The 14,692-nt window shown below is 63.3% G+C and carries 12 protein-coding genes; 5 read left to right on the forward strand and 7 right to left on the reverse strand.

Annotated elements, in window-relative coordinates; all coding sequences use genetic code 11:
- Positions 1–229: 229 nt before the first annotated feature.
- The 3 genes from GYM54_RS12685 to GYM54_RS12695 all read right to left on the reverse strand — a co-directional run bounded on the left by GYM54_RS12685 (position 230) and on the right by GYM54_RS12695 (position 3,352).
- Positions 230–1,771: a phosphoenolpyruvate carboxykinase gene (locus GYM54_RS12685; RefSeq protein ID WP_181103186.1), complete on the reverse strand. Its 1,542-nt coding sequence runs from the start codon at positions 1,769–1,771 to the stop codon at positions 230–232.
- A 155-nt stretch (positions 1,772–1,926) separates the two neighbouring features.
- Complete coding sequence (gene hslO / locus GYM54_RS12690) at positions 1,927–2,820, reverse strand: Hsp33 family molecular chaperone HslO (protein WP_165914219.1); 894 nt, start codon at positions 2,818–2,820, stop codon at positions 1,927–1,929.
- Positions 2,821–2,956: 136 nt separating this feature from the next.
- Positions 2,957–3,352: an RNA-binding S4 domain-containing protein gene (locus tag GYM54_RS12695; protein WP_131649012.1), complete on the reverse strand. Its 396-nt coding sequence runs from the start codon at positions 3,350–3,352 to the stop codon at positions 2,957–2,959.
- 136 nt (positions 3,353–3,488) lie between these two features.
- On the opposite strand from GYM54_RS12695, the gene GYM54_RS12700 reads away from it, so the two are divergent.
- Together GYM54_RS12700 and rimK are read left to right on the forward strand one after the other, a co-directional pair.
- Positions 3,489–3,923, forward strand: coding sequence for an ATP-dependent zinc protease (locus GYM54_RS12700; protein ID WP_181103423.1), 435 nt, complete (start codon positions 3,489–3,491; stop codon positions 3,921–3,923).
- Positions 3,920–4,825, forward strand: a complete 906-nt coding sequence (rimK, locus tag GYM54_RS12705; RefSeq protein ID WP_131649014.1) for a 30S ribosomal protein S6--L-glutamate ligase — start codon at positions 3,920–3,922, stop codon at positions 4,823–4,825. Before GYM54_RS12700 ends, rimK begins: the two co-directional genes overlap by 4 nt.
- A gap of 74 nt (positions 4,826–4,899) precedes the next feature.
- Here rimK and GYM54_RS12710 read toward each other — a convergent pair whose 3' ends face one another.
- A complete protein-coding gene (locus GYM54_RS12710; RefSeq protein WP_181103188.1) occupies positions 4,900–6,219 on the reverse strand; it encodes an ATP-binding protein in 1,320 nt (439 codons plus the stop codon).
- A gap of 181 nt (positions 6,220–6,400) precedes the next feature.
- On the reverse strand, positions 6,401–7,138 hold the full coding sequence (gene ompR / locus GYM54_RS12715; RefSeq protein ID WP_181103196.1) for a two-component system response regulator OmpR: 738 nt from the start codon (positions 7,136–7,138) through the stop codon (positions 6,401–6,403).
- 263 nt (positions 7,139–7,401) lie between these two features.
- Here ompR and GYM54_RS12720 point away from each other — a divergent pair, with 263 nt between their 5' ends.
- The 3 genes from GYM54_RS12720 to gshA all read left to right on the forward strand — a co-directional run bounded on the left by GYM54_RS12720 (position 7,402) and on the right by gshA (position 11,804).
- Complete coding sequence (locus GYM54_RS12720) at positions 7,402–9,717, forward strand: Tex family protein (protein WP_181103198.1); 2,316 nt, start codon at positions 7,402–7,404, stop codon at positions 9,715–9,717.
- 1 nt (position 9,718) lies between these two features.
- Positions 9,719–10,108 (forward strand): PaaI family thioesterase, encoded by a 390-nt coding sequence (locus GYM54_RS12725; protein ID WP_197445331.1) that lies wholly within the window; start codon positions 9,719–9,721, stop codon positions 10,106–10,108.
- A 115-nt stretch (positions 10,109–10,223) separates the two neighbouring features.
- Positions 10,224–11,804, forward strand: a complete 1,581-nt coding sequence (gene gshA / locus GYM54_RS12730; RefSeq protein WP_181103202.1) for a glutamate--cysteine ligase — start codon at positions 10,224–10,226, stop codon at positions 11,802–11,804.
- Positions 11,805–12,111: 307 nt separating this feature from the next.
- On the opposite strand, the gene argA is transcribed toward gshA, so the two are convergent.
- Both argA and argE read right to left on the reverse strand, forming a co-directional pair.
- Positions 12,112–13,410, reverse strand: coding sequence for an amino-acid N-acetyltransferase (gene argA, locus GYM54_RS12735; RefSeq protein ID WP_181103204.1), 1,299 nt, complete (start codon positions 13,408–13,410; stop codon positions 12,112–12,114).
- 89 nt (positions 13,411–13,499) lie between these two features.
- Entirely contained in the window at positions 13,500–14,657 is a 1,158-nt protein-coding gene (gene argE / locus GYM54_RS12740; protein WP_181103206.1) for an acetylornithine deacetylase, read from the reverse strand.
- Positions 14,658–14,692: the final 35 nt, after the last annotated feature.

Genomic DNA, 14,692 nt, shown 5'->3' on the forward strand with positions numbered 1-14,692 from the left:
GCGCCATTGGTGGGCTGAAGCCCACCCTACGAACCGATGCAGTTGGCCTTAAGACGCATGCTCTGTACATGCTGCCGTAGGGTGGGCTTTAGCCCACCGCCTGCACTATGGGTGGGCTGAAGCGGAGCGCCGCCCCGGCCACCCTACAAAAAGCCTCACACAAATCTTCCGGTGACCAGCCACGAAAAAGCCGCCCGAAGGCGGCTGATTCTGACGCGGCGGCTACAGCTTAAAGCTGCGGGCCGGCGGCCTTGATGGCGTCGGAGACTTCGAACTTCTTGAAGTTCTCGATGAACTTGTTCGCCAGTTCTTTGGCCGCTTCGTCGTAGGCGTTCTGGTCAGTCCAGGTATTACGCGGGTTGAGCAGTTGGGTTTCGACACCCGGAACGGCCGTCGGCACGTCCAGGTTGATGATCGGCAGGTGCTCGGTTTCCGTACCGATCAGTGCGCCGCTCTGGATCGCTGCGATCACCGCACGGGTGGTCGGAATGTTGAAACGCTTGCCAACGCCGTAACCGCCACCGGTCCAGCCGGTGTTAACCAGGTAGACCTTGGAACCGAACGCCTGGATGCGCTTGATCAGCAGCTCGGCGTAAACGCCGGCCGGACGCGGGAAAAACGGCGCGCCGAAGCAGGTAGAGAAGGTCGACTTGATGCCGCTGCCCGAGCCCATCTCGGTGGAACCGACCAGCGCGGTGTAGCCGGAGAGGAAGTGGTAGGCGGCCTGCTCGTTGTTCAGGATCGACACGGGCGGCAGCACGCCAGTCAGGTCACAGGTGAGGAAGATCACCGCGTTCGGCTCGCCGCCGAGGTTTTTCTCGGAACGCTTCTCGACGTATTCCAGCGGGTAGGCAGCGCGACTGTTCTGGGTCAGGCTGTCATCGGTGTAATCGGCGACGCGCTCGTCATCGAGCACCACGTTTTCTAGCACGGTACCGAACTGGATGGCTTTCCAGATCACCGGCTCGTTCTTCTCGGACAGGTCGATGCACTTGGCGTAGCAACCGCCTTCGATGTTGAACACCACGCCAGTACCCCAGCCGTGCTCGTCATCACCGATCAGATAACGCGATTCGTCGGCGGACAGGGTGGTCTTGCCGGTGCCGGACAGGCCGAAGAAAAGGGTGACATCACCTTCTTCGCCAATGTTGGCAGCGCAGTGCATTGGCAGCACGTCGGCCTCTGGCAGCAGATAGTTCTGCACCGAGAACATCGCTTTCTTCATTTCACCGGCGTAGCGCATGCCGGCAATCAGCACCTTTTTCGCGGCGAAATTGATGATCACGCAGCCGTCGGAGTTTGTGCCGTCGCGCTCAGGAGAGCACTCGAAATTGGCGACGTTGAGAACCTGCCATTCTTCCTTACCGGCCGGGTTGTACTGTGCCGGGTTGATGAACAGCTGACGACCGAAGAGGTTCTGCCAGGCCGTTGCGGTGGTCATCTTGACCGGCAGGTAGTGAGCTTCGGAGGAGCCTACGTGGACGTGGGAAACGAAGTGCTCCTGAGCCTTGTTGAAGGTCTCGACGCGATCCCAAAGGGCATCGAACTTGTCGGCAGGGAACGGACGATTGATCGGGCCCCAGGCGATGGAATCCTTGGTGCTCGGCTCTTCGACGATATAGCGGTCGGCTGGCGAACGACCGGTGCGGTGACCGGTTTTGACAACGAGCGCTCCATTGGCGGCCAATTCACCTTCACCACGCTTGACGGCTTCTTCGATCAATCGAGCGGTGCTGATATCAACGTACACGGCGTTAATAGCTTGCGTCATGAGTTTCCCGTCGGCCCTGGGCCGAATCCTCCATGCTGTTGTAGCCCACCTGACAGCGAACTACATCGAAAAAAAGTGCGCGCGATTATGACAGAAATGACGCTGCGCTGGGTATGAGGGCGTAATGGCGAAAAGGTTCTACGCCCCACGGCCTTTTAATGCCGCGTGCCGGAAGGCCCCTCGGTTCCCGCACCTGCGAACAGCTGGGCGATGTCGGCCGCATCGAATCGATAGCTGTGATTGCAGAACTGGCAATCAATGGTGATCGCGCCGCCCTGCTCGCTAAGCAGCTGCTCGGCATCGTGCTGGCCGAGGCTGATCACCGCGTTGGCCGAGCGCTCACGCGAGCAGCTGCAGCGGAAGGTGATCGGCCGTGGCTCGAATAGGCGTACCTGCTCTTCGTGATAGAGCCGGTGCAGCACGGTCTGGGTGTCGAGACCGAGCAATTCTTCGGCGGACAGCGTATCGGCCAGGGTGCGCAAATGCTGCCAGCTGGCTTCGCGTTCCTCTCCGTTACGGATGCGATCGACCGGTAGCTGCTGCAGCAACATGCCGCAGGCACGGCGGCCATCGGCGGCAAGCCAGAAGCGCGTCGGCAGCTGCTCGGACGAGGCGAAATAGCTCGACAGGCTTTCCGCCAGGGTCGCGCCATCCAGTGCGACGATGCCTTGATAGCGCTGGCCATTGGCAGGATCGATGGTCATCGCCAGCACGCCTTCGGGCATCAGCTCAGACAGTGTCGCACCGGGCGTCAGCTGCTCCTCGTGATAGCGAGCGATGCCGCGCACCTCGCGATCGCTGGAGCATTCGACCATCAGTAGCGGTACCGCGCCGGCCGAACGCGCCTGCAACACCATCAGCCCATCGAATTTCAGCGTACCGACGAGCAGTGCGGCTGCCGCGAGCAGCTCGCCGAGCAGCTGGGCGACCGGCTCCGGGTAGGCGTGTTTGGCCAGCACCTCGGCATAGCTGCGCTCGAGCCCGACCCACTCGCCCCGCACGTCGGTGTTATCGAAGAGAAAACGCTGGGTGTAATCGGAATCGAGCATGGGCATGACCAGAGCAGGTTGAAGGCCGGGGCCGTTGGCTGTGATACCGCGACTCATCGAATCTCGGAATCTGCATGGGCCCTTGGGAGAAGGGACCGCATTCTAGGGCGAAAGTGGCGACCGTCCAACCGGCGAGTCATTCGGCATCCGAGCGGAAGCGCTGCAAAGCGCGGCGCTGTTTCTTGCTCGGCTTGCCATCGGTTTCCACACCCAACGCACCCGCCTTGCGCATGGCCGCGGCATTTTCGCGCTTGGCCAGACTGTCGGCAGTTTCCTCATAGAGCAGTTGTGCTTCCGGCGCGCCCCGGCGCACAGCGGAAAGCGCACGGATCACCACGGTGCGTTCATCGAAGCCTGCGCGGATCACCAGTTCCTCGCCCACTTTCGGCTCCTTGCTCGGCTTGCAGCGCTCACCGCGGCAATGCACCTTGCCGCCTTCGATGGCGGCCTTCGCCAAGGCGCGCGTCTTGTAGAAGCGCGCGGCCCATAACCATTTATCCAAGCGGACTTTACCGTCGTCTTTTTCGCTCATCGCTCAACTCGGCCAATCGTCGTGTTGTCATAGGGTCGTACAGGTAGATGCGGATGTCATGTGCCATGTCTAGAATGCGCGGAAATCCAGTGGATACGCTTTCTTGAACAATCCCGACCCTCAGATAGTCATCGGTTTGCGCGAATGGATCGCCCTGCCCGAACTCGGCGTGGTCGGCCTGCGCGCAAAGATCGACACCGGCGCCAGCACCTCGGCACTGCATGCAACCGACATTAGCGAATTCGAGCGTGACGGCGAACGCTGGGTGCGCTTCACCGCGCACCTGGGCACGCTGGTGCAACGCCGACATCGCTGTGAGGCACCGCTGGTCACTCGCAAGACCATCAAGAGCTCCAACGGTCACGCCCAGACCCGCTACGTGGTGCGTACATTACTGGCGCTGGGCGATCATCTGTGGCCGGTGGAATTCACCCTGACCTGTCGCAAGACCATGCGCTATCGCCTGCTGCTGGGGTCAAAAGCCCTGATGGACGGCAAATGGCTGGTCGACCCTGCGCGCACCTATGTGCAGGAAAAACCCCAAACTCTCACTACTTCCGGTGCTCAATGAAAATCGCCGTGCTGTCGCGCAATCCACGCTTGTATTCGACCCGCCGCCTGGTAGAGGCCGGCCAGCAACGTGGCCATGAAGTGGTGGTGATCGACACCCTGCGCGCGTACATGAACATCGCCAGCCACAAGCCGCAGATCCATTACCGCGGGCGCCCGTTGGAAGGCTTCGACGCGGTAATTCCGCGTATCGGTGCCTCCGTTACCTTCTATGGCTGCGCGGTGCTGCGCCAGTTCGAGATGCAGGGCGTGTTCCCCCTCAACGAGTCGGTGGCCATCGCCCGTTCACGCGACAAGCTACGTTCGCTGCAATTGCTGGCCAGACGTGGGATCGGCCTGCCCGTCACCGGTTTCGCCCACTCCCCGGACGACATCGCCGACCTGATCCAGATGGTCGGCGGCGCGCCATTGGTGATCAAGGTCCTGGAAGGCACCCAGGGTATCGGGGTGGTGCTGTGCGAGACCGAAAAGGCCGCCGAATCGGTGATCGAGGCCTTCATGAGCCTCAAGCAGGACATCATGGTGCAGGAATACATCAAGGAAGCCGGCGGCGCCGACATCCGCTGCTTCGTCGTCGGCGACAAGGTGATCGCTGCCATGAAGCGCCAGGCCAAACCCGGCGAATTCCGCTCCAACCTGCACCGCGGCGGTACCGCCAGCCTGATCAAGATCACTCCCGAGGAACGCATGACCGCCATCCGCGCGGCCAAGGTCATGGGCCTGAGCGTCGCCGGCGTCGACATCCTGCGCTCCAACCACGGCCCGCTGGTGATGGAAGTGAACTCCTCGCCGGGCCTGGCCGGCATCGAAGAAACCACCGGCAAGGACGTTGCCGGCCTGATCATCCAGTACCTGGAAAAGAACGCCGGCCCGCACCTGACGAGGACGAAGGGCAAGGGCTAAAAGGCAACTGCAAGTAAAAGCGCGACGGCAGGGCACTCCCTGCTCTTTCTTGCCGCTTAAGGCTTGCAGCTGCCTCAGTGCTTTATCGCATCCCTCGGCAGCAGCAACCCCAACGGCAGGCTGACCCGTGCTTCCAGCCCGCCGGCTTCGCGATTACGCAACTCGACCACACCGCCGTGCTGCGAAGCGATGCGTTTGACGATCGCCAACCCCAGCCCGGCTCCCTGACCGCCGCGCGCGCGGTCGCCGCGGATGAAGGGATTGAAGATTTCGCCGAGCTCTTTCGGATCGATGCCAGCGCCTCGATCTAGCACGCTGAGCACCACGTAAGGCGCGCTGCCATCTCCAGAAACGTGGGCGGCAACTTCGACGCCGTGGCCGCCGTAGCGCAAGGCATTCTCGATGAGATTGACCAACAGACGTTTGATCGACACGCGTCGCAGGGTCAGCTGTGGCATCGGTTCGACGCACAGCCGCACGGTTTCGCCGTACTGGTTGTAGGGCGCCACCACTTCACGCACCAGCTCGCCCAGATCGATACTTTCTACCGGTTCGTCGCTGCCGTCGCGGACAAAGGCGAGGAACTGATCGAGGATCGCGTTCATGTCCTCGACGTCGCGGACCATGTCCTCGGTCAGCTCGGCCTCGCTGGACATGAGCTCCAGCGACAGACGTAGGCGAGTCAGCGGTGTACGCAGGTCGTGGGAAACCCCGGCGAGCATCAGCTCGCGCTCGCGCCCGGCCTGCTCGACGTCCTCCGCCATCTGATTAAAGGCGCGATAGACCTCGGTCATCTCGCTCGGCGTGTCGCTGATCGGCAAACGCACGCTGCGCCCCTTGCCGATCTGCCGGGCGGCGTAGACCAGGCGCTTGAGCGGCAGGTTGAGCTGACCGACGAAAACCCACGCGGCGGCGGTGGAAAGCAGCCCGATGCCGAGGAACCAGCCCAGCACGCTCCAGATCCGCTGCCCACGCAATGGATAGGCATAGAGCGGCACCTGCAGCCAATCCGGCCCCAGACTCGGAGCGCGCACCCAGAGCGCCGTTTCCGGCTGGATGCGCACCCGCACCTCGGTTTCGGGGCCCAGCTCGGCGCGCATCTGCTGCTGGAAGATTTCGGTGTAGGGCCAATGGTATTCACTCGGCGGCACGTCCGCCTCCGCCACCCGGTGCACCCCTGCGGCCTCGCCGATGCGCTCGCGATTGGCCTCGTCGGCGACCCAATAGGCGCGCAGCGTCAAGGCCGCGCCGTGGCTGTACTGACGATCGACGAGCATGTCGTCGTTCATCATCAGGTACACCAGCATCAGTACCTTGGAGAACAGCACGACGATCAGCACCATCCACAGGGTGCGAGCGAAGAAGCTTTGCGGGAACCAGAGTGGAGTCTTCATAAAATCAATAGCCGAATAAGAGCGCTGGAGGCTGGAAAGCGGTACGAAAATGCACAGCGCTATGGGCTCACCACCAAATCGACCGGGCGTGGTGGGCTGAAGCCCACCCTACGACACTGTAGGCCGGACGAATAAAGCGACCCTTCTCCAGCCTCCAGCGCTAGGCACTTCTAGCGGCTTTTCAGCCCTTGTTGCCATCAGGTACGAACACGTAACCCACGCCCCAGACCGTCTGGATATAGCGCGGCTTGGACGGGTCGGGCTCGATCAGGCGACGCAGGCGCGAAATCTGCACATCGATGGAGCGCTCCAGGGCGTCCCATTCGCGGCCACGGGCGAGGTTCATCAACTTGTCGCGGGTCAACGGCTCGCGGGCGTGCTGGACCAACGCCTTGAGCACGGCGAACTCGCCGGTGGTAAGCATGTGGACCTGGTCGCCCTTCTTCAGCTCGCGTGTGCCGAGAAACAGCTCGTAGTCGCCGAAGGTCACCGTCTCGTCTTCGCTGCCCGGCGCACCCGGCACCTGGGGTGCTTGGCGCCGCAGCACGGCGCGAATCCGTGCCAGCAGTTCGCGCGGGTTGAAGGGTTTGGCCAGATAATCGTCGGCACCCTGCTCCAGACCCTGGATGCGACTGGCTTCGTCACCCTTGGCCGTGAGCATGATGATCGGAATTCCATTGCCGCTTTCACGCAGGCGATGGCACGCCGACAGGCCATCCTCGCCGGGCATCATCAGGTCCAGAACCACCAGATGGAACAGTTCGCGGCTGAGCAGACGGTCCATCTGCTCGGCGCTTTCAACGGTACGGACGCGATAGCCCTGCTCGTCGAGAAACCGCTCGAGCAGACGCCGCAGACGGGCATCGTCATCGACGATCAGGATTTTTTCACCTTCGCTGGCTGACGCAGTGCTGCTCATGGAAACTCCTGAATTTATCGACGGCGCATTATGCGCCTACGGATGACAAGGCAATTGACAGCCATTGTTAGCAGATTTTGCGAGAGAAGCAGTTGGAAGTGGCCAAAATCGCAGGGCGGTGCAACCCGCTCCATGCGCCACTACCAGGGACAACGCCCGATGCTTTTTCTTCCAGCTTCCAGCCTCAAGCTCCCCGCTGCCTTTATAATCCCGCGCTTTCGCGCAGGCACGGCCTGCATGGTTTGACTGACCCAGGTAGGTTCATGGACAGCATCAATTCCCGCATCGCCAACGAGCTGGGCGTGCGCCCGCAACAGGTAGCCGCCGCCGTGGCGCTGCTCGACGAAGGTTCCACCGTGCCCTTCATCGCCCGTTACCGCAAGGAAGTCACCGGCAGCCTCGACGACACCCAGCTGCGCAATCTGGAAGAGCGCCTGCGCTACATGCGTGAGCTGGACGAGCGACGCACCTCGATCCTCGCCAGCATCGAGGAACAGGGCAAGCTGACGCCCGAACTGGCCCGCGAGATCAATCTAGCCGACACCAAGACCCGCCTCGAAGACCTCTACCTGCCCTATAAGCAGAAGCGCCGCACCAAGGGCCAGATCGCCCTGGAAGCCGGCCTCAGCGAGCTGGCCGACGCGCTGTTCGCCGACCCGAGCCTGTCCCCGGAGAGCGAAGCCGAGCGTTTCATCGATGCCGAAAAAGGCTTCGCCGACACCAAGGCCGTGCTCGAAGGCGCCAAGTACATCCTCATGGAACGCTTCGCCGAGGATGCCGACCTGCTGGCCAAGCTGCGCGATTTTCTCAAGCACAACGCCACCCTCAGCGCCCGCCTGGTGCCGGGCAAGGAGCAGGAAGGCGCCAAGTTCAGCGACTACTTCGAGCATGACGAAGTGCTGAAGAACACCCCGTCGCACCGTGCCTTGGCGATCTTCCGCGGCCGCAACGAAGGCATCCTCAGTATTACGCTCAAGGGCGACGACGAAGCCCCCGGCTCCATGCATCCGGGCGAAGGCATGATCGGTGAGCGCTTCGGTATCACCAACCAAGGCCGCGCCGCCGACAAGTGGCTGGCCGAGGTGGTGCGCTGGACCTGGAAGGTCAAGCTCTACACCCATCTGGAAACCGATCTGCTCGGCGAGCTACGCGACAAGGCCGAGGACGATGCCATTGGCGTCTTTGCGCGCAACATGCACGACCTGCTGCTCGCTGCCCCGGCCGGGCCACGCGCCACATTGGGCCTGGACCCTGGCCTGCGCACCGGCTGCAAGGTCGCGGTGGTGGATGCCACCGGCAAGCTGCTGGATACCGCCACCGTCTACCCGCACGCACCGCGCAACGATTGGGACGGCACCCTCGCCGTTCTCGCCAAGCTGTGCGCCAAGCACGGCGTCGATCTGATCGCCATCGGCAACGGCACCGCCAGCCGCGAGACCGACAAGCTGGCGGCAGACCTGATCAAGCAGGTGCCGGGCCTGAAGCTCACCAAGATCATGGTCAGCGAAGCCGGTGCCTCGGTGTATTCGGCCTCGGAGCTGGCAGCGAAGGAATTTCCCGATCTGGACGTTTCGATCCGTGGGGCGGTGTCCATCGCCCGTCGTCTGCAGGACCCGCTGGCCGAACTGGTGAAGATCGAGCCCAAGGCCATCGGCGTTGGCCAGTACCAGCACGACGTTTCACAGCTGAAACTGGCGCGCTCGCTGGATGCGGTGGTCGAGGACTGCGTGAACGCTGTCGGCGTGGATGTGAACACCGCCTCCGCCGCCCTGCTGGCACGCATTTCTGGGCTCAACGGCACCCTGGCGCAGAACATCGTCGCCTACCGCGATGCCAACGGCGCGTTCAAATCCCGCAGCGAACTGAAGAAGGTGCCGCGCCTGGGCGACAAAACCTTCGAACAGGCCGCCGGCTTCCTCCGCGTAATGAATGGCGATAATCCGCTGGATGCCTCCGCGGTTCACCCGGAGACCTATCCGCTGGTCAAACGCATCGCCGCCGATACCGGCCGCGATATCCGCTCGCTCGTCGGCGACTCGACCTTCCTCAAGAAGCTCGACCCGGCGAAATTCACCGATGAGACCTTCGGCCTGGTGACCATCGGCGACATCCTCCAGGAACTCGAAAAGCCTGGCCGCGACCCGCGTCCCGAGTTCAAGACCGCCGAATTCCAGGAAGGCGTCGAGAAGCTCAGCGACCTGACGCCCGGCATGGTGCTCGAAGGCGTGGTGACCAACGTGACCAACTTCGGTGCCTTCGTCGACATCGGCGTGCATCAGGATGGCTTGGTGCACATCAGCGCGCTGTCGGAGAAATTCGTCAAAGACCCCTACGAAGTGGTCAAAGCCGGTGACATCGTCAAGGTCAAGGTCATGGAGGTGGATATTCCGCGCAACCGCGTCGGCCTGTCCATGCGCATGAGCGACACCCCCGGCGAGAAAACCGAGGGGCCACGTGGAGGTGGCAAGCCTCGCGGCAACGCGCCGCGCACCGAGCGCCACACCAAGCAGGACAAGCCCGCGCCGACTAACGCGGCCATGGCGTCGCTGTTCGCCAATGCCAAGCAGCTGAGGAAATAAGATGAGCATTCAAGTCGAGGCGGTGGGCAGTTCCAGCGCCTTCGGCCGCCTGCTCGGCCTGGAGATTCACAAGGCCGAAAACGGCGAGGCCGTACTCGGGCTGAGCATGCACGACGGCTTGCGCAACCTGCATGGCAAGCTGCATGGCGGTGCGCTGTTCTCGCTGATCGACACCGCCATGGGTCAGGCCAGCCACAGTCTCAACGACGGGGTGCCGAACAGTGTGACGCTGGAATGCAAGCTCAACTACATCCGCCCGGTGACCGAAGGCGAACTGACCTGCCGCGCCTGGGTGGTACATGCCGGGCGTCGTACCCAGGTGCTCGAAGCCGAGGTTCATCAAGGCGGCAAACTGATCGCCAAGGCACAATCGACCTTCGCCTGTTTGTAAGAAGCGGCAAGCTTCAGGCTGCAAGGGCGCGCCTGCTTTCTCTTGCAGCTTGTGGCTTGAAGCTTGCCCCTCGCAGCCCCATATTGGGCCGACTGATGCGTGAAGGAACCAGAACTTGAGCGACCTCCTCTCCCACCGCCTGGCATTGCTGGCCGAGCCCTCCCACCTTCCGCTGCTCTCGCAATGCCTGCATGGGATCGAGCGCGAATGCCTGCGCATCGACAACCACGGCGAGCTGGCCCTGACGCCACACCCGCACGCGCTGGGTTCGGCGCTGACGCATCCGAAGATCACCACCGATTATTCCGAGGCGCTGCTGGAGTTCATCACCGGCACCGCAACCGATCCGCAACAGACCCTGGCCGAGCTGGACGCCATCCATCGCTACACCTACGGCAAGCTCGCCGACGAATGGCTCTGGAGCCCTTCGATGCCGGGGCGCCTGCCGGAAGAAGCGCAGATTCCCATCGCCGAGTACGGCCGCTCCAACATCGGCCGGCTCAAGCACGTCTACCGCCAGGGCTTGGCACTGCGCTACGGTAAGACCATGCAGTGCATCGCCGGCATTCACTACAACTTCTCGCTACCCGAGGCACTGTGGTCGCTGCTGCAAGCCGATGAAGGCGACGAGCGCAGTCGCCAGGACTATCAGTCCTCGCGCTATATCGCGCTGATCCGTAATTTCCGTCGCTACAGCTGGCTACTGATGTATCTGTTCGGCGCCTCCCCGGCGCTGGATGCGAGCTTCATGCGCGGTCGCCCGCACCAGCTCGAACAGCTGGACGAAGACACCCTTTATTTGCCGTGGGCCACCAGCCTGCGAATGAGCGACCTGGGTTACCAGAGCAACGCCCAGGCCGGCCTGACACCCTGCTACGACAACCTGTCCAGCTACACCGATAGCCTGCACAAAGCCGTTTCGACGCCCTACCCGGCCTATGCCGCGATGGGCACCAAGGACGCCCAGGGCAACTGGCTACAGCTCAACACCAACGTGCTGCAGATCGAAAACGAGTACTACTCGAACATTCGTCCCAAACGCGTCACCGAGAGCGGCGAGCGCCCGCTGCAGGCGCTGCGCGCCCGCGGCATCCAGTACATCGAAGTGCGCTGCCTGGACATCAACCCCTTCCTACCGCTGGGCATCGATCTTGACGAAGCGCGTTTCCTCGATGCCTTCCTGCTGTTCTGCACGCTGGAAGACAGCCCCTGCTTGGTCGCGGGCGAGTGTGGAGCCAGCAGCGACAACTTCCTCAAGGTAGTCACCGAAGGACGCAAGCCGGGCCTCGAACTGCGTCGCGGCGGCGAGCAGGTCAGCCTGCAAGCCTGGGCGCAGGAACTGCTGGGCGAAATCGGTCAGGTCGCCGCGCTGCTGGACCAGGCCCAGGGCGGCGAGCAACATGCGAGGGCGCTTGCCGCGCAACAGGCGAAGGTCGCCGACAGCAATCTCACGCCATCGGCGCGGGTACTCGACGAGCTGAAACGCAGCGGCGAGAGCTTTAGCCAGTTCGCCCTGAGCCAGAGCCTGGCCCATGCCGAGCATTTCCGCGGTCACCCCCTGAGCGCTGCCGAGCAGGCCGGATTCGAAACCGCCGCGCAGCAATCGCACATTGAACAGGCCGAGCTAGAAGCCCAACAGGAGTTGGATTTCGACCAGTTCGTGGCGGCCTATCAGGCAAGCCTGTTGTCCATTTGAGCGCGGCAGATACGTAGGGTGGGCTTCAGCCCACCGCTTGCTTACGCCCCGCATCTACGCCTCGCCTGACGTATCGCCGCCGGTCCCGTTCTGGTGGGCTGAAGCCCACCCTACAAACTTACGCCCCCGCATCAATCTCCGCCTGGCGCGTTGCCGCCAGTCCCGCGCGAGCTAAAGCGGAGCGCCGCCCGCCCACCCTACAGTTGTAGGTCGGATTAGCCGAAGGCGTAATCCGACGACAAACCCACAAACAACCACGGCCTGCCTTTTCGTCCAGTCTTCCAGACTCAAACGCCTTTATCGTTTTTTACAGCTTCTTCTCGAACACCTTCGACTGGCGCTGGAAGTTGTACAGCGAGGCCCGCGCCGCCGGCAGGCGTTCGACGCCGCTGGGTTCGAAGCCGCGTTCGCGGAACCAGTGGGCGGTGCGAGTAGTGAGCACGAACAGAGTTTTCAGACCCAGCTTGCGCGCCCGCGCTTCGATGCGTTCGAGCAGCTCGTCGCCACGGCCGCCGTGGCGATATTCGGGGTTGACCGCCAGGCAGGCCAGCTCGCCCCAGTCCGAATCGGGGATGGGATAGAGCGCGGCACAGGCGATGATCAGGCCGTCGCGCTCGACGATGCTGAACTGCTCTACTTCGCGCTCCAGCACCTCGCGTGAACGGCGTACCAGAATGCCCTGCTCCTCCAGCGGCGTGATCAAATCGATCAGCCCTCCCACGTCCTCGATGGTCGCCTCGCGCAATTGCTCGAACTGCTCCTGCGCCACCAGGGTGCCGGCGCCGTCGCGGGTGAACAGCTCGTTGAGCAGCGCGCCGTCATCGGCATAGCTGACCAGGTGGCTGCGCCGCACGCCGCCACGGCAGGCCTGGGCGGCGGCGTCCAGCAGCTCGGCCTGGTAATCGCTGCCCAGCCGCTCGACATGAGACGGAATTTGCGGCGGGCGCAGCTCGCGCACCAGATTGCCGGCTTCGTCCAGCAGACCGCGTTCGGCGCCGTAGAGCACCAGCTTGTCGGCCTGCAGATCGATGGCCGCGCGGGTAGCGACATCTTCGCAAGCGAGGTTGAAGATTTCCCCGGTGGGTGAATAGCCCAGCGGCGAGAGCAGCACGATGGTGCGCTCGTCCAGCAGGCGGCCGATGCCTTTGCGGTCGATGCGCCGCACTTCGCCGGTGTGCTGATAATCGACCCCCTCGACCACGCCGATGGGCCGCGCGGTGACGAAATTGCCACTGGCCACGCGCAGCCGCGCGCCCTGCATCGGCGAGGCAGCCATGTCCATCGACAGCCGCGCTTCGAGGGCGATGCGCATGTGCCCGACAGCATCGATCGCGCACTCCAGCGCGGCGGAATCGGTGACGCGCAAGCCGCGGTGCACACGCGGTTCGATGCCGCGTGCGGCTAGCCGCGCCTCGATCTGCGGGCGTGAGCCGAACGTCAGCACCAGGCGCACGCCGAGGCTGTGCAGCAGCACCAGGTCGTGGACGATGTTGCCGAAATTGGTGTGCTCCAGGCCATCGCCCGGCAGCATGACCACGAAGGTGCGCTCACGGTGCGAGTTGATGTAGGGCGAGGAGTCGCGAAGCCAGGTGACGTAGTCGTGCATGTTGCAGAAGCCTTCAGGTGACAGCTTAAAAGTCCGGTAGCCGGGTCGGGAGAGCGGGCGCGGGAGCAGATTCGATCCGAAATCTGCTCCTAACCTCGGCTGGCCGGCTGCAGGCAATAGTGATCGATCATGGCGCGCAGCAGCCTCACGGTGGGTTCGATTCTGTCGAGATCCAGGTATTCGTTCGGCTGGTGGGCGCAGGCGATGTCGCCGGGGCCTAGTACCAGTGTCTCGCAGCCAAGCTGCTGAAGATAAGGCGCTTCGGTAGCGAACGCCACCGCCTCGGCGGCATGGCCGGTCAGCCGTTCGGCAAGCTTGACCAGCTCGCCGCCCGCCGGCTGCTCGAAGGGCGGCACGCTGGGAAACAGCGGCGCCAGCTCGATCGTCACCTGGTGCTGGTCGGCCAGCGGCTGTAAACGCTGGCGAATGGCTGCGCGCAGCTGCTCGGGGTCCATACCGGGCAACGGCCGCAGATCGAACTCCAGTGCGCAATGGCCACAGATGCGGTTGGGATTGTCGCCGCCGTGGATGCAGCCGAGGTTGAGCGTCGGCTGCGGCACGTCGAACAGCGGATTGTCGTATTCGCCCTGCCACTCACGGCGCAGCGTCATCAGCTCGCCCATCACGCCGTGCATGGCATCCAGCGCGCTATGGCCGTAGGCGGGGTTGGAGGAATGCCCGCTCTGCCCGTGAATTTCGATGCCTTCCATCATGATGCCCTTGTGCAGGCGCACGGGCCGCAACCCGGTGGGCTCGCCGATCACCGCGGCACGCCCCAGCGGCCGGCCGGCATCGACCAACGCCCGGGCGCCGGACATGGAGCTTTCCTCGTCGCAAGTGGCGAGGATCAGCAGCGGCTGCCTGAACGGCTGGTCCAACAGCGGCAGCACCGCTTCGATGATCAGCGCGAAGAAGCCTTTCATATCGCAGCTGCCCAGGCCGTACCAACGGCTGTCGGCTTCGCGCAGGCGCAGCGGATCGGACGTCCACAGCTCGGCATCGAAAGGCACGGTGTCGCTGTGTCCGGCCAGCACCAGTCCGCCGGGACCGCTGCCATGACTGGCCAGCAGATTGAACTTGCCGGGGGCTATTTCCTGCGTTTCACAGGAGAAACCAAGATCACACAGCCAGCCGGCGAGCAGGTCGATCACCGGCCGGTTGGTCTGGTCCCAATGCGCCTGTGTGCAGCTCACCGAAGGCGCGGCGACCAGCGCGGCAAATTGATCCTTGAGTGAGGGAACGGGCACCGGCTACCTCCGTATCGAGATCGGAACAGAGCAGC

It is taken from the genome of Pseudomonas sp. MTM4, assembly GCF_019355055.1.
Classification (GTDB): Bacteria; Pseudomonadota; Gammaproteobacteria; order Pseudomonadales; family Pseudomonadaceae; genus Stutzerimonas.